This window comes from Virgibacillus indicus, from assembly GCF_002266285.1.
Lineage (GTDB): Bacteria > Bacillota > Bacilli > Bacillales > Amphibacillaceae > Virgibacillus_K > Virgibacillus_K indicus.
The window spans coordinates 620,218-640,665 of the sequence record NZ_NPMS01000001.1 but is presented as its reverse complement, the minus strand read 5'-3'; the positions used below and the strand labels follow the sequence as shown (position 1 = coordinate 640,665).

General features: G+C 37.1%; 17 protein-coding genes. 8 read left to right on the top strand and 9 right to left on the bottom strand.

The window, feature by feature from the left end:
- Positions 1-13 precede the first annotated feature (13 nt).
- The 6 genes from CIL03_RS03310 to CIL03_RS03285 all read left to right on the top strand — a co-directional run bounded on the left by CIL03_RS03310 (position 14) and on the right by CIL03_RS03285 (position 8,214).
- Positions 14-1,003, top strand: a complete 990-nt coding sequence (locus tag CIL03_RS03310) for an AAA family ATPase (protein WP_094884435.1) — start codon at positions 14-16, stop codon at positions 1,001-1,003.
- Positions 1,000-1,872: a DUF58 domain-containing protein gene (locus tag CIL03_RS03305; RefSeq protein WP_240507985.1), complete on the top strand. Its 873-nt coding sequence runs from the start codon at positions 1,000-1,002 to the stop codon at positions 1,870-1,872. Before CIL03_RS03310 ends, CIL03_RS03305 begins: the two co-directional genes overlap by 4 nt.
- Positions 1,873-1,881: 9 nt before the next feature.
- Positions 1,882-3,693, top strand: a complete 1,812-nt coding sequence (locus CIL03_RS03300; RefSeq protein ID WP_094883780.1) for a vWA domain-containing protein — start codon at positions 1,882-1,884, stop codon at positions 3,691-3,693.
- Complete coding sequence (locus tag CIL03_RS03295; RefSeq protein ID WP_165767883.1) at positions 3,677-6,478, top strand: VWA domain-containing protein; 2,802 nt, start codon at positions 3,677-3,679, stop codon at positions 6,476-6,478. The genes CIL03_RS03300 and CIL03_RS03295 overlap by 17 nt, the downstream gene beginning before the upstream one ends.
- A 65-nt stretch (positions 6,479-6,543) precedes the next feature.
- Complete coding sequence (locus tag CIL03_RS03290) at positions 6,544-7,203, top strand: peptidylprolyl isomerase (RefSeq protein ID WP_094883778.1); 660 nt, start codon at positions 6,544-6,546, stop codon at positions 7,201-7,203.
- A 144-nt stretch (positions 7,204-7,347) separates the two neighbouring features.
- Entirely contained in the window at positions 7,348-8,214 is an 867-nt protein-coding gene (locus CIL03_RS03285; protein WP_094883777.1) for an LAGLIDADG family homing endonuclease, read from the top strand.
- Between the two features lie 480 nt (positions 8,215-8,694).
- On the opposite strand, the gene CIL03_RS03280 is transcribed toward CIL03_RS03285, so the two are convergent.
- The 6 genes from CIL03_RS03280 to CIL03_RS03255 all read right to left on the bottom strand — a co-directional run bounded on the left by CIL03_RS03280 (position 8,695) and on the right by CIL03_RS03255 (position 17,324).
- Positions 8,695-10,221: an FAD-dependent oxidoreductase gene (locus CIL03_RS03280; RefSeq protein WP_094883776.1), complete on the bottom strand. Its 1,527-nt coding sequence runs from the start codon at positions 10,219-10,221 to the stop codon at positions 8,695-8,697.
- Between the two features lie 118 nt (positions 10,222-10,339).
- Positions 10,340-10,765, bottom strand: coding sequence for a hemerythrin domain-containing protein (locus CIL03_RS03275; protein WP_094883775.1), 426 nt, complete (start codon positions 10,763-10,765; stop codon positions 10,340-10,342).
- Between the two features lie 80 nt (positions 10,766-10,845).
- The gene (narI, locus tag CIL03_RS03270; protein ID WP_094883774.1) at positions 10,846-11,577 is read right to left on the bottom strand and encodes a respiratory nitrate reductase subunit gamma; all 732 of its coding nucleotides are present in this window, start codon (positions 11,575-11,577) and stop codon (positions 10,846-10,848) included.
- Positions 11,578-11,598: 21 nt separating this feature from the next.
- A complete protein-coding gene (gene narJ, locus CIL03_RS03265; protein ID WP_094883773.1) occupies positions 11,599-12,132 on the bottom strand; it encodes a nitrate reductase molybdenum cofactor assembly chaperone in 534 nt (177 codons plus the stop codon).
- Positions 12,107-13,654, bottom strand: a complete 1,548-nt coding sequence (gene narH / locus CIL03_RS03260; protein WP_094883772.1) for a nitrate reductase subunit beta — start codon at positions 13,652-13,654, stop codon at positions 12,107-12,109. Before narH ends, narJ begins: the two co-directional genes overlap by 26 nt.
- Positions 13,644-17,324, bottom strand: coding sequence for a nitrate reductase subunit alpha (locus CIL03_RS03255; protein ID WP_094883771.1), 3,681 nt, complete (start codon positions 17,322-17,324; stop codon positions 13,644-13,646). Before CIL03_RS03255 ends, narH begins: the two co-directional genes overlap by 11 nt.
- Positions 17,325-17,637: 313 nt before the next feature.
- On the opposite strand from CIL03_RS03255, the gene CIL03_RS03250 reads away from it, so the two are divergent.
- Positions 17,638-17,907, top strand: coding sequence for an acylphosphatase (locus CIL03_RS03250; RefSeq protein ID WP_094883770.1), 270 nt, complete (start codon positions 17,638-17,640; stop codon positions 17,905-17,907).
- 32 nt (positions 17,908-17,939) lie between these two features.
- On the opposite strand, the gene CIL03_RS03245 is transcribed toward CIL03_RS03250, so the two are convergent.
- Positions 17,940-18,179, bottom strand: a complete 240-nt coding sequence (locus CIL03_RS03245; protein ID WP_094883769.1) for an indolepyruvate ferredoxin oxidoreductase subunit alpha — start codon at positions 18,177-18,179, stop codon at positions 17,940-17,942.
- Between the two features lie 155 nt (positions 18,180-18,334).
- Here CIL03_RS03245 and CIL03_RS03240 point away from each other — a divergent pair, with 155 nt between their 5' ends.
- A complete protein-coding gene (locus tag CIL03_RS03240; protein WP_094883768.1) occupies positions 18,335-19,525 on the top strand; it encodes a M14 family metallopeptidase in 1,191 nt (396 codons plus the stop codon).
- Positions 19,526-19,532: 7 nt separating this feature from the next.
- On the opposite strand, the gene CIL03_RS03235 is transcribed toward CIL03_RS03240, so the two are convergent.
- Together CIL03_RS03235 and CIL03_RS03230 are read right to left on the bottom strand one after the other, a co-directional pair.
- A complete protein-coding gene (locus CIL03_RS03235) occupies positions 19,533-20,084 on the bottom strand; it encodes a histidine phosphatase family protein (RefSeq protein WP_094883767.1) in 552 nt (183 codons plus the stop codon).
- 130 nt (positions 20,085-20,214) lie between these two features.
- Positions 20,215-20,421, bottom strand: a complete 207-nt coding sequence (locus CIL03_RS03230) for a DUF6501 family protein (protein WP_094883766.1) — start codon at positions 20,419-20,421, stop codon at positions 20,215-20,217.
- Positions 20,422-20,448 lie beyond the last annotated feature (27 nt).

The following is a 20,448-nucleotide window of genomic DNA, read 5'->3' as shown; positions in this document are numbered from 1 at the left end:
GCCTGATATTCATATGAAAGAAAAGCAGCTGCAGGAAGTAATGAAAAAAATTGAAGCAGCCAAAACAGAAATAAGAGCATTTATTGTTGGTCAGGATGAGATTGTTGATCAGGTGTTATGGACCATTTTTGCAGATGGTCATGCACTGCTTGAAGGATTGCCCGGTTTAGGAAAAACAATGCTTGTACGTACTGTTTCTGATGTGATGGACCTTGAATTTTCGAGAATACAGTTCACTCCGGATTTAATGCCCTCAGATATAACTGGGACAATGATGATTGAACCGTCTGAAGATGGAAAGCGGCAGTCATTTGTGTTTCATGAAGGACCTGTATTTGCAAATATTGTACTGGCTGATGAGATCAATAGAGCTACACCAAAAACACAAAGTTCCCTGCTTGAAGCAATGGGAGAGAAAACAGTAACTGTTATGGGGGATACAAAACAGCTTCAGAAGCCCTTTTTTGTATTAGCAACTCAGAATCCACTTGATCTTGAAGGTACATATCCCCTACCAGAAGCCCAAATGGACCGTTTTCTGGTAAAAATAAATATTGATTATCCCTCAAAAGAAGATTTAAAACAGATTGCTGTAAATACGACCGGAACTAAAACACAAAGTCTGTCAAAGGTTATGGATGCTTCTGACATCATTGAATTCCAGCAATTAGCTTTAGAATTACTTGTTGCAGATGAAATTCTGGATTATGCAGTAAACCTAGTTATGGCTACACATCCTGAAAATGAATTTTCCTCGGAATCAGTTAAAAAATATGTACGTTATGGAGCAGGACCGCGTGGATTGCAAAGTCTTATCAGAATTGCAAAAGCCCGTGCATTATGCAGTGGCAGATACCATGTTTCCAAGGGGGATATCAAGCAAGCTGCAAAGCCTGTTCTTCGTCACCGCCTTTTTCTGAACTTTGAAGGGGAAGCTACAGGTATTGCAAGTGATGAAATTATAAACGAGATTATAGAAACGCTCGGGTTTGATCTATCATGAAAGAACTTTTAACAAGCACCTTGATGTACAGGCTCACTAAACACCAATTACAGTCAAGAAAAATGAGGCGTGGACATCATAAAGGTGGAAGACGTTCAGCAAGGTCTGGTAATTCATTGGAGTTTTCCGACTTTCGTAATTATCAGCCCTGGGATGATTTGCGGCTGATTGACTGGAATGTATATGCCAGAACCAGTAAGCATTATATTAAACGGTATCTCGATGAACAGGAATTAGTCGTTTCACTTTATATCGACTGTTCGAATTCAATGACAACTCTCCCTAAGAAGTGGATGTTTGCTAAGGGGCTCGCAGCAGCACTTGGATATATGTCTCTATCCAGTGATGACCGTGTTGGTGTTTTTCCGATTGGTTCAGACAGCCATCCATTTATGTATAAAAAAGGAAAGGCATTTTCGAATCGGCTCATTTTTTATTTGGCAGGTGTAAAGCCTAATGAAGCACCTATTCACTTTTCGGAAACAATTCAGAAGATGATCCAGCCTAATTCCAGTGTATCAATTTTGATCAGTGATCTGTTGGAGCCATTGAAGAAGATTGAAACAGCTCTTAAAAAACTTCAAGCCTATAAGCAGGAATTATATGTGATTCAGGTTTTGACCGAAGAAGAAATGATTCCGGATTATCAGGGAGACCTAGAATTAATTGACAGTGAAACAAAAGCATTTTTAAATGTATCGATGAACAGTTCCATCAAAAAGCAGTACCAAAGCAGGCTGCAGGAACATACGGAATATATTCGAAAGTTCTGCCATATGCGTGGGATTGGATTTATACAATGTAATACTGCTAGTTCTTTGGATGAAGTCATATTCAAAGAACTATCATCAAAAGGCTGGGTCGAGTGAGGTGAGGTTATGCATTTTTTAACACCTGTCTATTTTAGTTTGTCATTCTTTTTACTAGGCGTCATCCTATTTTACTTATTCAGGAAGCAATATGATAAACAAGTTGTTCCATCGACCTTTTTTTGGCAGCAGGTGATGCGAGAGCGGCAGGCGACGAAATGGTGGAGAAAATTGCAGCAGCATTTGCTGCTATATCTTCAATTGATGATCCTTGCATTATTAATGCTTGCTTTGGTTCGTCCATATTTCGATGTAAGTGACCTTTCAGGGGAGCATATTGCAGTAGTTGTAGACACTTCAGCCACAATGACGGCTACAGAAGGAGAGTATAATAGATTACAAGTTGCGATGGAAGAGATTAATAATCTTATTGATAAATTGGATAATCAAAAACTGACAGCAATTATTGCAACACATTCACCTGAAATTCTTTTTTCGAATGAAACAGATAAAAACAAGATGCGAAGTGCTCTTAATAATGTGTCTTCATCTTATCAAAGGGCAAATATAGATAAAGCTGTTCAGCTTGCCAATCAGCTGCTATCTGACTCGAGCGGCGATATACATGTTTTTTCTGATGACGTAAATCAAGAGGAAATAACGGATACTCATTTAAAACATAAAATATCTGTACATAACATAGGAACTTCATCGAATAATCTATCGATACATACATTCGGAGTTGCTGAACAGGAAGGCAGTGTAAATGGAATACTAACAGTCTCAAATGAAATGGATGAAGAACAGCAGATTTCCATAAAGATAGAAAATGAAGGAGAAGAACTTGCCAATATTGAAGAATCCGTAGAACCAGGAAAACAAATACAGATTCAAATCAGGAATTTGCCAATCAAGCCTTATTATAAAGCAATCATTAGTAATAAGGATCATTATCGGGCAGATAACTCAGGTATTGCCTTCCTGGATGAAGATAAGCAGCCTCCTATTTATTTGGCTGGAGAAGTAAATTCATTTATTTCAAAGGCTTTGTCACATTTAAGTACTGACATTATTCAAGTAGAAGAAACGAGTGACATTTCTCGTGACGAAAATGGAATCTATATACTTGGAAATGTTTCATCTGAAAATTGGCCTGATGGTCCAAAGCTCATACTGTCACCAACCACAGGTGGGCCATTTAGCGTTAAAGAAGAGCAAATGTTACAAGCAGGATTAGAAGCGGTTAATGAGGATTCCCTTCTGCAGTTCGTGGATATAGATGAGGTTTATATTCAACAAAGCTATCCATTTGATTCATTAGAGCTTCAATCCATTGTTACAAGTGCAGAAATACCAATAATCAGCAAAGGATATTATGAAGGAAATCCCTTCGTATTGCTTGGATTTGATATAGAGGAAACAGATTGGCCAATGCATTCCAGTTTTCCTATCTTTTTATATAACGTGATCAATTATCTTACAGCTCAGCAGCAACTGTTAGGATATTTGCATCCAAATGAAAGAAAAGAAATTTCCCATTCGACTGGCGTAATAAGCAGTGTTATTTTAAATGAAAAGAATGAGAAGATTTCTGAACTGAATGTAAACGACTCATTTTTAAATGCACCCAAATCACCTGGTCTGTACAAGGTTCAGGAAGAAACGAAATTTGGTAAAAAAGAGCGGCTTTTTGCTGTAACTGTAGATGAAGAGGAAAAAAATATTTCAACAAGCAAAAGTTTTACGATTGATATTGATAATGATCAGGCTAGTGGAGTTAAAGCAGAAAATCCAAATGAGATTTGGAAATTCTTTGCTATTGCCGCCTTATTATTTTTATTGCTGGAATGGGAGGTATACCGCCGTGGGATTACAGGTTGAACAACCCCTATTTTTATTACTTTTGATACCAGCATTCATAGTCTTATATATTTACTGGAAGAATACCAACGTTACAAATCTTATAGAAAAAAATATAATTGTTTCGATTCGGTTTTTCATTTTTCTTTCTATAATCTTAGCATTGTCTATCCCGAATATCCTACATCCGGTCAAAGGCATAACAACAGTTTTTGTCATAGATCATTCAGAAAGTGTCAAGAATCAGGAAGGTGCAATGTTTGCTGCGATTGAAGAGGCAATTGATGATATGAATCCAGAGGACAGCTATGCCATTGTTTCAGCAGCGGAAAATGCGCAAATTATTCAATCACTTTCGAATCGTGAACAGGGAATCAATTCAAACCTTAATTTAGAAAATAAATCTTACACGGATTTGGAAGAAGGGTTACAGCTTGCATCAAGTCTATTGTCTGATGATAAAAAGGGGCGAATTGTTTTATTATCAGATGGAAATGAGAATACTGGTGATGCCAGTCAGCAGGCAAAGCTATTACGTGATCAGCAAATTACAATAGATGTACTTCCTTTTTATCCATCCAGTCCAAAAGATGTGGCAATTAAAAGCTTCCAATCCCCGCAAAGCCTGTATCAAGGGGAAAATGCAAATCTATCGGTAAGCCTGGCAAGTACAATGGATACAGTGGGAAGGCTTAGAATTACGAAGAATAATGAAATGGTGATTGATGAAGAAGTCCAAATAAAGGAAGGAGAGAATTCCTATACCTTCACTGACTTCATTGAATCATCCGGTATTCATAATTACAAAGCTGAAATTATATCTGGAGATGATGGAGTTTCGCAAAACAATCAGTCATTTGCTGTTTCGGATGCTAAGGGTTCTCCCGAAATTCTTTTGGTAGAAGATGAAGCTGAAACTGAAAATATATATAGTGCTCTAAATGCATCTGAACTGAAAGTAAGCCGAACAAAGCCGGAGTTACTCCCGACATCATTAGCAGGATTTTTAGAATATGAATCGATTGTTTTTAATAACATATCAGCAACTGATGTAACACAAGAACAAATGGAAATTATCGAAAGTGCGGTAAAAGATTTTGGTAAAGGGTTTGTTATGACTGGCGGAAATAAAAGCTACGGCTTAGGCGGGTATTTCAAAACACCAATTGAACGCTTGCTGCCTGTTGAAATGGAAATAAAGGGAAAAAAAGAATTACCTTCCCTGGGCATGATTATCGTATTGGATCGATCTGGCAGCATGAGTGGATATAAACTGGATTTGGCCAAGGAGGCAGCGGCACGTTCCATTGAATTGCTGCGGGAAAAGGATACGTTGGGTTTTATTGCTTTTGATGATCAGCCATGGATAATTATTGAAACAGGAACACTTGATAATAAAGAAGAAGCTGCTGAGCAAATCCGTTCGATAACGGAGGGGGGTGGAACAGAGATCTTCACACCACTTCAGCAGGCATACAATGAACTGGAACCACTAAAATTACAGCGTAAACATATCATACTATTAACAGATGGACAATCAGCATCAAATGGAGATTATACGGAGCTTATTTCTACAGGACTAGATAATAACGTAACACTATCAACTGTTGCAATCGGCAGTGATGCAGATCATTTTCTGCTGGAACAATTAGCAGCAGATGGAACAGGACGATTTTATGAAGTCCAGGATGCTTCCACCATTCCTAGTATTCTTTCAAGGGAGACTGTTCTTACAACAAGAACATACATTGAAGATAATCCTTTTTATCCAATGTATACCCAAGGAAATAACTGGAGTTCACTATTTGAAAATGGTGTTCCACAGATGAATGCATATGTAGCCACAGATCCAAAGTCAAGAGCAGAAACCATTTTATTGAGCGAGAAGAAAGATCCGGTTCTATCAAGATGGAAATATGGTCTGGGGAATTCCGTTGCATGGACCTCTGATGTAAGTGGTGAATGGGCTGGAGAATGGCCAGCCTGGTCAAATTGGCCGTCACTATGGAATGAGATAGTTACATGGAGCTTTCCAACATATCAAAGTGATTTGTACGATGTTGCACAAACGATTGATGGAAAAAGTGTTAAACTAGATGTCACATCATCTAATCAGGACATGCTTCCTATTGAAGCTACTTTGGTCAATGAAAAGGGCGAACAAATTGAAGCCGATTATCGAATGATTTCTCCTGGTGAACATGAGGTTAGTTTTACAGCCGAACCAGGTATTTATTATTTGCAGCTTTCTAAAATAGATGGAGAAAATATTACAGGAACCTTTCAAACCGGAGTTGTTGTTCCGTATTCCAAAGAATTCACAATTCAAGATCAAAATGATACACTTTTAAATAATATAACTGAAATTGGAAATGGAAAAGTTCTGACAGATCCAGGAGAATCTTTCCGTCCAATTGACATTAAAAAGTCTGAAAAACAGCCAATTTCCATGCAGCTTTTATTGCTCGCTTTTCTGGTGTTTTTTATTGAAATAGCTATTAGAAGATTTGGTTTAACTTCAGCAATTGAGCGGATTCGTTTCTTAACGAGTTGGAAAACTGATAATCAGAGCAATAAGAAAAAGGAAATCAGCCAAAAATATAACAAACTTAAAAAAGCTTCATCTCAAGCCACAGATTTATCCAGAGGAAAAATAATCGAGGAACAAAGAGATTCACCTAAAAAGATTTCCAGGCAACCAAAAATAAAAGCAGAACAGAAAAAAGATGAAGAGCAACAACATAATGATAGCAGTGAACGGCTTAAAAGGCTGTTAGATGCGAAAAATAGAAGAGACAGGCAGTAGTAATATTTGCCTGCTATAATATAACTGTTCGCTTACTTAGAGATTGTTTACATTGGGAGGATTTTATGAAGAATTTTACTGGAAAGATATTGCTGTTCAGCTCATTTATACTATTGGTCATTCTTATAACAGGCTGTGGTGCAGAATCGGATGAGGAACAGCAAAGTACCGAAAATAAAGATGCTAATTACCCATCTGAAGTGGAAGAAAATCCAATTGTCACGATTACAATGGAAGATGACAAGGAAATCAAAATTGAATTATTTCCGGAAATCGCTCCTAACACGGTTGCCAACTTTGTATCCTTGGTTGAGGATGGCTTTTATGATGGATTGATTTTTCACCGGGTTATCCCCGGCTTTATGATTCAAGGTGGCGATCCTTCAGGAAATGGGACTGGAGGGCCTGACTATGCAATTAAAGGTGAGTTCAGCTCGAATGGATTTGAAAATGAACTAAAACATGATCGTGGAGTAATTTCTATGGCACGTTCACAGTCTCCAGATTCAGCAGGATCACAGTTCTTTATCATGGCAGAAGACTCTCCACATCTGGACGGGGATTATGCAGGCTTTGGACAAGTGATTGAAGGAATGGATACAGTTGACGAGATTGTTTCTGCAGAGCGTGATGCTGCAGATAACCCACTGAAAGATCAGAAAATGAAAGAAGTGACTGTCGATACAAAAGGATTTGATTATCCAGAACCGGAAGTAATCGAGTAGCAAAATACATTAAGCCAGCATAATTGTGCTGGCTTTTGATATGAAAACCAAATTCAGAAAATTAAGGTTTTTACTGTTCTCTAAAATAAAATAGTGCTATAATGGGTATAGAAACATTTGTTCGAAAAGGGGGGAGGTAAAATAGTGGAAAAAAATAATAACCGAATCAGAAAAAGAAAATTGAGTACTGAAGAAATAATCAATTTATACAACAAGGGAGACAGTACAACTGAGATTGGAAAATTGGCTAATGTTTCTGCTAGGTATGTCAACCAATTATTAAAAGAAAATAATGTTGAAAGAAGATCTAGAGGAAGCTGGAAAAGGAAATATCAGTTAAATGAACATTATTTCAAAACATGGTCGAATAATATGGCATATATTCTAGGTTTTTTTATCGCAGATGGCACAGTAGCAGCGCACGGCAGTCAATCTATCAGCATTTCACAAAAAGAAAAATATATTTTAGAGAATATAAAAAAAGAAATCGGTACAAAACAACCTTTATACCAAAATAAAAAGACAGGTGTTTACATATTAAACCTAAACAGCAAAATCATGAAAGAAGATATCATGAATATTCATGGTATCATGCCGAATAAATCTGCAACAGTTGAATTTCCAAAGGTTCCGGAGAAATACATGAGTCATTTTATTCGAGGGTATTTTGACGGAGATGGATTTGTAAAATATAAGAAGTACTTTGTTAGCTTTGTAGGAGGATCCGAATTATTTATGATTTCACTTAAAAAGGAAATTGAGCAAAGAGGATTTGAAACTAATTTTACAAAACATGATACATATTTTCGCGTTTATGTTAGCGGAAGAAAGACGATAAAACTATTTTCTGATTGGATGTATAAAGATAAAGATGAAGGTTTATACTTAAAGCGGAAATTCAATGAATTCCAATTAGAAACTTTGCCAGACGATAAGCTCAAAGATCGGGGGATTAAGACGCATAAAAACGCATTAAGAGAAAGGCAAATAAAAAACAATAATATTAGGTAATAGTTTGAGGGGAGTTTCTATTAATATTATAAATTCCTTATTTTTTTTATTTTATTTTCGGGTAGACATAATACTTATTATAGGAACCTGTAAAAATTAAATTTTATTTCATCTCAAAACAAAGTTTACTCGTGATAGTGAGATATTTTGGGAAATTTTACTTCAAAATATAGTTATTATTAAATTATATTTAAATATAATAACTGAACATTATATTGATACTTTCATTACAAATTTAATCATACGCGGCATTACATTAGTTATTTTAGAATTATGCACAAAATATTTCTAATTTCTTTTGTTTTAATCCTAATCAAATTTAGTCCTCATCTTGAAATTATGCTAATATGTCACTTCAATTATATAAATTATCTCATGTTAAATCTGAGTAATTTATCTTGTGAAAATTTGAACTTATCAACATTTTAGCCTTATTTTTCCTTAAAATCAGCTCACAAAAAACAGCCGCAATGGCTGCTTTTATTGATCTTCAATCTTTTTTAAAGGTCTTTTGGCGGGTCCTTCTATAACTTCACCTGTATAAGAAAATCTGGAACCATGACATGGACAATCCCATGATCTTTCACCTGAATTCCATTCCACCTCACAGCCTAAATGTGTACAGGTAGTATCAACCATGTGTATTTTATTATTCTGATCCTTATAAACACCTGTACGTTTCCCATTTATACGTGTTACTGTCGCATCATCAGCTGAAAGGTCATCGATGCTGTTTTTTGTATTATCTAGTTTTCCCTTAACCATATGTTTTGCAACATCGGCATTAATTCGAGCAAATTTCCTGATAGAAGGATCTGCCTGGAATCTGGCTGGTGAAAACAGTTCCTTATAGGCGTTATCTTTCTCTAAAATCCTATCACTAAGTATTTTTGCTGCAATAGTACCATTTGTCATACCCCATTTACGAAAGCCTGTAGCCACTAATACATTATCCTCTTCCTTAGTAACAGGACCGATGTATGGCAGCTTATCCAATGTTGTTAAATCCTGAGCTGACCATCGATAAACAAAATCTGTAATCCCTAGTTTTTGTTTAGCAAAATCCAGCAGTCCGGTATAATGAATCATCGTTGACTTTCCCTGTCCGGTTTTATGGTTCTCACCAACAATCAGCCATAATTCTTCATCATTCATATTTGTTGTTCTGATTGATCGTGTTGGTTCCTCCGCATTAATGTACATGCCGCCTGGATATTTTTTGGGTGATTTAACTGCAATAATATACGATCTTTCTGCATACATGCGCGTAAAATAAAAGCTTTCTTTATCATAAAAAGGAAAATGTGATGCTGCTATGACATGGTTGCATGTTACTCTATGACCGTCTTTTGTTATAATACTCGGGTGCTTATTATACTCAATATCAACTGCCACAGTTTGCTCATATATCTGTGCACCGTTTTTGACACTTTCTTCTGCTAATACTTTTAGATATTTCAATGGATGAAATTGTGCCTGATTCTTCATAATTAATGCTGATTTTAGAGGAATATTTAAAGGCATGTTATCTTTAAGTTCATGTTCTATTTTGAGCTGATCATATGCTTTCTTTTCATTTTGCAGCTGAGTAATATAGGAATCTGAATTTGTAAAAAGAATGGCGTCTTCCTTTTTATAATCACAATCAATGTTAAGACTTTCAACATTCTGTTCTATTAGTTTTTTTGCTTCTTCAGCTGCATTATAATATTGTAATGCTTTTTCCGGACCAAAGTGCTGAATTAGTTCATCATAAATTAAACCATGCTGAGCGGTTATTTTTGCTGTTGTATGTCCGGTTGTTCCATTTAATATTTCATCAGCATCCAATAATACTACTTTAACATTCTGTTTTGCCAATAAATAGGCTGCTGTTATTCCAGTGATTCCGCCTCCAACTATTCCAACATCTGCTTTTATCGACTCTTCAAGCTTAGAAAATTCAGGCAGTGATATGGAATCTGCCCAATATGGCTGTGATGTTTTAGGCATCTGAAGATCAGTCATTTAGTAATCGCTCCTTCATCAACATAGATAATTATAGCTTTCGCGAAAATCTTAAAACTATGTAAAAAAGCTCTATTACTATGCTGTAATAGAGCTAAATAAAACCAGGAGTTAATAACTATTCAGTAAATAAATTTTCTTCTTCCCCTTTATTATGATGTTTCTTAATTATAAGTAATGCATTAAATTGATTTACCATATTCTTTGTTACTTTCTCTTCTTCACTTATTTCTTCTTTAATATCTGCAACTATTTTTCGAAATAAGTCATGATCTCTTGAAAACATATGTATTTCTTTTGTAAGTTCAGGTTTCTTTTCCAATAATTCTTTGTAAAAACCTTCATCTTCTGTATCAGCATGTGCAATAACTCTGGTCTCCCAATATTCAACTAACGCATTTGCAGCCTTCAGACAATCTTCCATGCGATTATCATAAAATAATCTGTTCATAACGTCCGTAATATCTCTAGCTTCAGCGTATGCTCCCTGGTGAATGGAACGATGGGAATCCAAATGCCTTAGTGCTGGTCCTGTAATTGCCATAAATAACTCCCCCAGTGAATAATATTAGCATAACATAATGTCCCCGCATTAATCAGTAAATGCAGGGACATGTTAAATGATTAATTGATTTCTTTCTTTTGAGCAACTTTTGCCTTATGATATGGTTTTTGATTTCGATAAACCACATAATTTCGAGTTAGATATTTCAAAGGTAAACTGAATACATGAACCAGTCTTGTAAATGGCCAAATAGCGAACAGCACAAATGCTAAAGACACATGCAGCTGAAATCCGATTGGAGCCTGCGCCATTGCGAGTACCATCCCTTGAGATGGCTGGAGTGTTAAAATTTCTCTCAGCCATGGTCCTATTGTTACACGATAATCGAAGTCCCCTCCTGTTGCAGTGTAGCCTGCAGTATTGGTGAATCCGACAAGAACAACAATTCCAAGCATGATTAGTGCGACATAATCACTTACGGAACTGTTTTTAACAATTCTTTTTACTGCAACACGACGAAGGAAAAGGAAAAATCCGCCAATAACAACAGCAAGTCCTGCCAGACCGCCAAACCAGATTGCTCCAAAATGATACATATCATCGGTTATACCAAGCACATCGAACCAGAGTTTTGGTATAAGCAGTCCTGCTACATGACCAAAAAAGACAAAGATTATTCCCCAATGAAATACAGTACTTCCGAACCGCAGTCTCTTTTTCTCCAGAAATTCACTTGATTTGGCAGTCCAGCCAAATTGATCTGTATTATATCGATAAATATGCCCAAGGATAAAGATTGTAATGGAAATATACGGCAATATAATCCAGAGAAATATATCAAGCTTTGTCATGGAGCTCCAACCCTTTCAATTTTAGGATACTTTTGCATTTTTCATCAACTCATATGAAGTTTCAATTGTTGCTTTTAGCAGAAAATGATAGTCACTATCATTTTCTGCTAAATCTTTATTTACTTTCATGATCGAATTTAAATGCAGCTTCAATACCCTTTGAACGTATTTATTATCAGCTGCTGACAGGAATTCGAAAATCATTGGCAGATAGTCTGGCAATTCATCCGTTTCTGTAATTAAATCCGAATCAGTGAAAATCTCCCGCAGTTTCACTAAAGCTTCTCCACGTTCACGAGAATCTTTAAAAACATTATAAGTTAAATAAAGTGTGGTTACTCCATGATAATCAAATGTGTTTACATACTTTTCACAAAGAACATCAAATGGAGTTGACTCCCAATAATATAAAAATGATGTTAGATAAGCATGTATCGTTTGATTTTCAATTGTTGCAATTTCAGCCTTTACATCTGGCAGAATCTCGTTTATTTCTTCTTGTGGATATTGTAAGAATAATGATGCAAGCTTATACACCTTTTGGTGAGGATTCATCTAATTCCCTCCAAAATCCACTTTCATAGTATTCCAATGGATCAGCTTCTGATGAACCTCCCATACAGCTGCGGCAAGCTTCCATAAATTCAAAACCTGCATTACCCTGATGGGAGAACATATCTCCTGAATCTTCACGATGTGATTTTGGAATAACATAACGGTCTTCGTATTTTGCGATCGCCGATAATTTGTACATTTCTTCAGCAACCTCTTCTGTCATATCAGCTGCCTCTAAAATAGATTTATCAAAAGGCTTATTTAATTGTACAGAACGCATATACGTACGCATAGCCACCAACTTACGAAGGACTTTCTTAATCACGTCGGTGTCGCCGGCAGTAAACAGGCTTGCCAGATAATCAATCGGAATTCGGAACTGGCTGATTGTTGGGAAAATAACATCAGGACTCAATGAATCAACCTGTCCTCCCAATGCGTTCATAAATGGACTTAAAGGCGGGATGTACCACACCATTGGCATTGTTCTATATTCTGGGTGCAATGGAAGTGCAATTTTTTGTTCAACTGCCAGCTTGTATACAGGTGAACGCTGTGCTGCTTCAATCCAATCCTCAGGAATTCCCTGCTTAACAGCTTCTTTCTGAATTACAGGATCAAACGGATCTAAAAACGTGCCTAATTGAGCTTCATAAAGATCTTTCTCATCTTCTACAGATGCTGCTTCCAGTACCTTATCAGCATCATATAGAACAATCCCGATATAACGAAGACGTCCTACACAGGTTTCCGAACAAATGGTAGGTTGTCCATTTTCAATTCTTGGGAAACAGAATGTACATTTTTCAGCTTTGTTTGTTTTCCAGTTAAAATACACTTTTTTATATGGGCATCCTGACATGCAGAAACGCCAGCTGCGGCAGGAATCCTGATCAACAAGTACAATTCCATCCTCTTCCCGCTTATACATTGCTCCTGAAGGACAAGATGATACACAGGATGGATTTTGGCAATGTTCACAAATACGAGGTAAATACATCATAAATGTCTCTTCAAATTCAAACTTGATTTGTTCATCCAGATTCCTCATATTTGGATCGTTTTTTCCAGTTTCATGTACTCCGGCTAAATCATCTTCCCAGTTTGGTCCCCAGGTAATATCCATGTACTCACCAGTAAGCTGAGATTTAGGACGTGCTACTGGCTGATGATCCTTTTCGGGACTGTTTACTAAATTCTCATATTCATAAGTCCATGGCTCATAGTAATCATCGATTTCTACCATGTCTTTGTTGTAGAAAATATTGATAAGCTTACTGAATTTGCCACCGGCTTTTAATTCCAGCTTTCCATTCTTTAAGTGCCAGCCACCTTTTTTCTCATCATTATTTTCCCATTCTTTCGGATATCCTACCCCAGGCTTAGTTTCAACGTTATTCCAATACATATACTCAGTTCCGGGGCGGTTGGTCCATGTATTGCTGCAGGTTACACTGCACGTATGACACCCGATACACTTATCAAGATTCATAACCATTCCAAATTGCGCTTTAATCTTCAAGCCAATCCACCTCTTCCCTTTCCATTTTTCTAATGATTACTTGCTCATCGCGCTGATTTCCTGTTGGTCCATAATAGTTAAATCCATAGCTTAGCTGTGCATATCCTCCGATCATATGTGTCGGTTTAATATGAATTCTTGTCGGACTGTTAAACGTGCCACCACGAGTTTTCGTGATTTTTGATCCAGGAACATTAATCAGTCTGTCCTGTACATGGTACATATACACAATTCCACTTGGTATTCTGTGACTGACAACAGCTCTTGCTACAACCACTCCATTACGGTTATACATTTCAATCCAGTCATTATCCTTGATATGAACAGATTCCGCATCATGATTATTCAGCCACACATGCGGCCCGCCCCTGAATAGGGTTAACATCGGCAATGTATCCCCATATGTTGAGTGATATGACCATTTAAAATGTGGTGTCAAGTATCTTAATGTGATTTCATTCTCTACTGCTTCCGGCTTTCTGTCACCACTTTGAAATGTTAATTTCTGCAATGGAGGCTTGAATGTTGGTAATTCTTCTCCAAATTCAAGCATGATATCATGATCAAGATAGAAAGATTGTCTTCCTGTCAGCGTTCTGAATGGAATCATGTGTTCAATATTCGTTGTGAAATTGGAATAACGTCTGTTTCCGGTTTCTGATCCGCTAAAGACTGGTGAGGACAGTACTTTTCTTGGCTGTGTTGTTATATCATTAAATGACAGCCGCTCCTCCGACCGTTCAACCACCAGGTCTGTCAGGTTGCTCTGTCCGGTTTTATTTTCCAACGCTTTCCAGGCTTTCATCGCAAGCGAACCATTTGTTGTGCTGGACAGTGTTAATATCGTCTCTGCTGCCTGACGGTCTGTGTCGAGGCTTGGAGTCCCCTTAATATGACTGGTTCGTTTATTTGTCCCAACGAGTTTTTTCAGCAGATTATATTCTTCATCTGCTTTCCAGCTTATCCCTTTTGCACCAATTTGATCCTTTACTTTATCACCTAAAGAAATGAATTTTTCATAAACCTTAGGGAAGTCCCGCTCAACCACTTGAATTTTAGGGAAGTTAACTCCAGGAACGGGCTCAAATTTGCCGTATTTCCAATCCGGAATAGTTCCGTATGCCTGTTGAATTTCATCCTTTGAGTCATGCAGCAAAGGAGAAGTAATAACATCTTTTACCGGTTCAGGGAAATAAGTTTCTGCCATTTCAGAGAACTTTTTAGCAAGTGATTTAAAAGCATTCCAGTCTGACCTTGATTCCCAAGGTGTTGAAATTGCCGGGTTAAACGGATGTACAAATGGATGCATATCTGTACTGGATAAATCGTGTTTTTCATACCATGTGGCTGCAGGCAGAACGATATCAGAATATAAACCTGTTCCACTCATACGAAAATCATAATTTATTAGCAGATCCAGTTTTCCTTCAGGTACTTCCTCAATCCACTTAATTTCATTGGTGTTCTTTTCTGCTTCCTGTTCACTTAATGTTCCGTCATGTGTTCCTAATAAATGCTTAAGGAAATACTCATGTCCTTTAGCTGAACTTCCAATAAGGTTCGCTCTCCATACAAACAGCAATTTAGGAAAATTATTCGGATCCCCTGGATCATCGACAGCAAAATTCATTTCACCGGATTTAATCTGATCCACAACAGATTGAACAACTTCTTCGTTTGATTTATCTCCAGCAATTTTAGTGGAGTTTTTATCAAACTGCGGATAAGAAGGACTCCATCCTAATCTTGCTGCAAGCGAACTGTAGTCTCCAAAATGCTGATAGGTTGCTTTGTCTGTTAATGGCGAAATTAAATTATCTACTTTTTGATCATCATACCGCCATTGTTCTGTTGCAAAGTAGAAAAATGAAGTTCCCGCATGCAATCGTGCCGGTATACCCCAATCCCTAGCCATTGCCACAGTTTGGAAACCCTCAAGTGGACGGACTTTTTCCTGGCCAACATAATGTGCCCAGCCACCGCCATTGACACCTTCACAGCCTGTTAATAGAACCAGATTCAGTATCGTTCTATAAATCATGTCTGAATGATACCAGTGGTTGATTCCAGAACCCATAATAATCATGGAACGCCCATTGGAATCAATTGCATTCTGAGCAAATTCTCTAGCAATCTGTGCAACATCGCCTGCAGGAACACCACTTAATTTTTCCTGCCATGCAGGAGTAAATGGTGCATTTTCATCCTCATAGGTAATTTCTTCTTCACCGGCAAGTCCTCTGCTGACACCACAATTAGCCATAAGCAAATCAAATACAGTTGTAACTAATTGTTCTTTTCCGTCAATAGTGACCTTTTTAACTGGAACCTTTCGTTTGTATACCTCGCGATTTGAAGCCATAAATTCAGGGAAGCTTACCTCAGCGACTTCATCCGAATGATTCTTTAAAGATAAAGCTGGTTCAATATCACCCAGTTGATTATCAGTATCACGCATATGAAGATTCCAGGTTTTATTATCTTCCCAGCGATGACCGATCGTTCCATCAGGTGCAGCAAAGCCATCAGATTTTTCATCAAATACTACGGTTTTCCATTCCGCATTGCTTATGTCCATGCCAATTTTTTCGGCACGGAGAAATTTCCCTGACCGTAAATGCTCGCCTTCCTGATCAAGCGTAATTAAGAATGGCAGGTCCGTGTATTTTTTAACATAATCATTAAAGTAAGGAGTTTCTTTATCAGCATAGTATTCTTTTAAGATAACGTGAGTCATGGCCATACCAAGTGCTGCATCCATTCCCGCTTGAACCGGCAGCCAGTTATCAGCGAATTTCACATATTCAGCATAATCCGGAGCAACTGCTACAACTTTGGTGCCCTTATATCGTGACTCAACCATGAAATGTGAATCTGGTGTACGTGTTTGCGGCAAATTAGAACCCCAAACAAGAAGATAGCTGGAATTATACCAGTCAGAGCTTTCCGGTACGTCAGTCTGCTCACCCCAAACTTGCGGAGATGCGGGTGGTAAGTCAGCATACCAGTCATAAAAACTTAAGAGTGAACCGCCAATTAAATTTAAGAAACGTGCTCCACTGGAATAACTAACCATCGACATGGCAGGAATTGGCGAGAATCCAAAAATCCTGTCAGGGCCTTCCTTTTGAATTGTATGAATAATAGATGAAGAAATCAGTGTATTAATTTCTTCCCAGGTTGTTCGGACAAATCCTCCCTTCCCTCTTGCGGCTTTATACCTTTTTGCTTTTTCTGGAGTTTCTACGATGTTTTTCCATGCTTTAACTGGATCCTTTTGCTCTGCAAGGGCTTCAGACCAGATTTTCAATAATGCAGAACGAATATATGGGTAACGAATACGATGAGGGCTGTACGTATACCAGGAAAAGCTTGCTCCTCTTGGACAGCCGCGCGGTTCATATTCCGGCATATCCGGTCCAGTGCTTGGATAATCTGTTTGCTGTGTTTCCCACGCTATGATTCCGTCTTTTACATGTACCTTCCAGCTGCATGATCCTGTACAGTTAACCCCATGGGTAGTTCGTACAACTTTATCATGCTGCCATCTTCTTCGATAGACTTTTTCTGAGTTGCGATCTTGTGGAGAACGCTCATATTGGTCGTTTAATTTCTCTGATTTGCCAAAGTAGGATAGTCGTTTCCACAATGGCGTTGTCGATTGTTTCATTTGGCACCTCCAGTAATTGACAGGTTTTTTTGGAACAATTTAGAAATTATATATTATTTTTTAGAATAACATGTATAAATATGTATCACAAACAATACAATAGAAGATTTGTACTAGTGTGACATTTATCACGGTTATTTTTATTTCCCTTAAAAAGTCTAGAACTAATAAGGTTTCCATATTCAAGTCTCTCCATGTATAGCCAATTTATCCATTGTTTCACATGCAGAATGACATAATTTTTATATATTGGTTTTTTATATTTAAAAACAGGATATACAGTAGAATAGATTAATATTATGGAGTGAATTTAATGAACAAACATATGATAATTAACGGCAGGGTTCAAGGTGTAGGTTTCAGGTACACAGCGAAGCTAAAAGCAGAAGAATATCAATTGGCAGGCTGGGTACGCAATAAAATTGACGGAACAGTCGAATTAGAGGTTGAAGGAAACGAGGAACAGATTGACTCCTTTGTAAATGAGCTGAGGTTAGGCTTAAACAATTTCATTCGAGTGGATAATATTGAAGAAACTATCTCAGAAAGCGAGAAAGGATATAATAAGTTTTTCATTAAATAAAGCCGCTGATTCTAAAGACCAGCGGCTAATTTCTAATTCTCTTCAAAAAATTTGCGGTTTAATGCAATATATTCATTTTCCTCTTCCGGCACTTCATCTTCCATATATATTGCTTCGACAGGACAAACGGCTTCGCAAGCTCCGCAGTCAATACAAATATCAGGGTCGATATAAAACATGTCTTTTCCTTCTTCTATACAATCAACAGGGCATACTTCCACACACTCTGCTGCTTTTTCATTTATACATGGTGATGTTATAATAAAAGCCAAGTAAATCTCCTCCTCCAAAATTCCTATTATGAATAGTTATATATGTCATTATAAGTCATTGTTATTATAACGCATTTTCCTGAAAAAATAAAAGAATCATTTTTTATAAACAATCAACATACTATTTATTATTCGTAAGTATAGGGAGGAGTATAATGGAAGTTTCTGTTCGTTCCGGGGATTCGTTTTGGTACTACAGTCAATTATTTAGCTTACCTGTCGAATTAATTGAAGGATCAAACCCGGAAATTAGTGCAAATCAGTTAATGATCGGTCAGCAAGTCCGCATACCTGGTTATACATTAAGTGAACATACTGTCAGAGAAAATGAATCTCTCTGGTCGATTGCAATCGATAATAATATCCCTGTCGATAGCTTATTACTTCTTAATCCGCAAATTAACCCATCAAATCTGCAAATAGGTCAGCAAATTCAGACTCCCCAGCAAGTCCGTAATTTAATCGTTTCTGATGTGAATAATTATACGTATGAAAAAATGCTTCAGGATATTCAGCAGCTCCATACTGTTTACCCGTTTATATTCAGCCAGACAATTGGCAATTCTGTTATGGGGAAGGAAATAATTGAATTACAAATTGGTTCAGGAGAAAGGCAAGTCCATCTGAATGGTTCCTTCCATGCAAATGAATGGATTACAACCCCTGTTATTATGAAGTTTGTAAATGAATACGCTCTTTCACTGACAAATAATCTGCCAATCAGGGGAATTTTTATGCTTCCGATGTTCTTGGACACTTTACTCTCTATTGTTCCGATGGTAAATCCTGATGGTGTAAATCTGGTTCTAAATGGGTCAGCAGCAGCGGGAGAATTTCAAAATGAAGTATTGACAATTAATAACCAAAATGAAGACTTTTCCAATTGGAAAGCAAATATACGTGGGGTAGACTTAAATAATCAATTTCCAGCATTATGGGAGGTAGAAGCAGAGAGAAAACCAACCGATCCGCAACCAAGAGATTATCCGGGGCCAGAGCCACTTTCAGAGCCTGAGGCAATTGTAATGGCAGCATTAGCACGAAGCAGAAACTTTCTTAGAATAAATGCATTTCATACACAGGGAGAAGAAATTTACTGGGGATTTGAAGGATTAGAACCTCCTGTTTCGGAAGTTATCGTAAATGAATATGCACGGGTAAGCGGCTATAGAGCAGTACAATATGTAGACAGTTTTGCAGGATATAAAGACTGGTTTATTCAGGAATTCAGAAGACCAGGATTTACAGTTGAGCTTGGGAGAGGAGTCAACCCACTGCCAATTGAACAATTTGATGAAATTTATCAGGAAAGTCTTGGTATTATGCTTGCAAATTTATACCTGTGAAAAATGCCTATGTATTCCATAGACATTTGACAGAGGTATTATTATTATCGATGCTCAGCAGATAGACATCAGGGTTACTTAGCTCTTTCCACTCATTAAAGCCAAAATTATCATCATATTGATTGAGCAGCAAGGCCAACAGATTGCCATGGCTAACGATAATTGCCTGTTCAATCGATTCATCATTCAGAGTTGATTCAAGTAAAGGTTTTACCCGGCTGATGGCATCATTGGAAGATTCACCGCCAGGCAGGGCAAAATCATGATCACTGAATGAATGCTCCAAAATTTCAATCCAGTCATCGATTGGCTCATCACTCAATATACGTTCCTTTAATCGGTCATCAATTTCAATTTCTATATTTTCTTTCTCGGCATATGGTTTTATACTTTCAATCGCACGTAAATAAGGACTTGAAATTATTTTATCAATTTTCACATCATGTTTACTGAAAAAGTTTGACAGCAGATGAGCCTGTCTCATGCCAATTGTTGTTAATGGTGAATCTTTGTGTTGACCATCAGCAATACAATGACGAACAAAATAAATTTTTCTCATAATAGCTCATTCCTTTTTACATGAATTATTGTAACCAGATTCAGCTTTCGAAATAGTAAGTAAATTATATCACTAAACGACAAAATTAGAAACTAAATTTTCCATTAAAATAACAGGGAGAGTCTCCCTGTTATATAACTTCCTTAAAGTAATCTTTTAAGAATCCGCCTATTCTATTACTGTTATCGATAATAAAATAAAATTCATCCGTTTCATTTTTCACATCATATTTTTTCCCCGGTGTCAGCTTATCATGTACAATAAATTTCTTGGCATCAGCATGTACACATTCAATTTGTTTAATTGTAGTTTTGTTCTCCCAGTTCAGATGTATCATCAGATACCCTCTTTCCTAATAACTTTA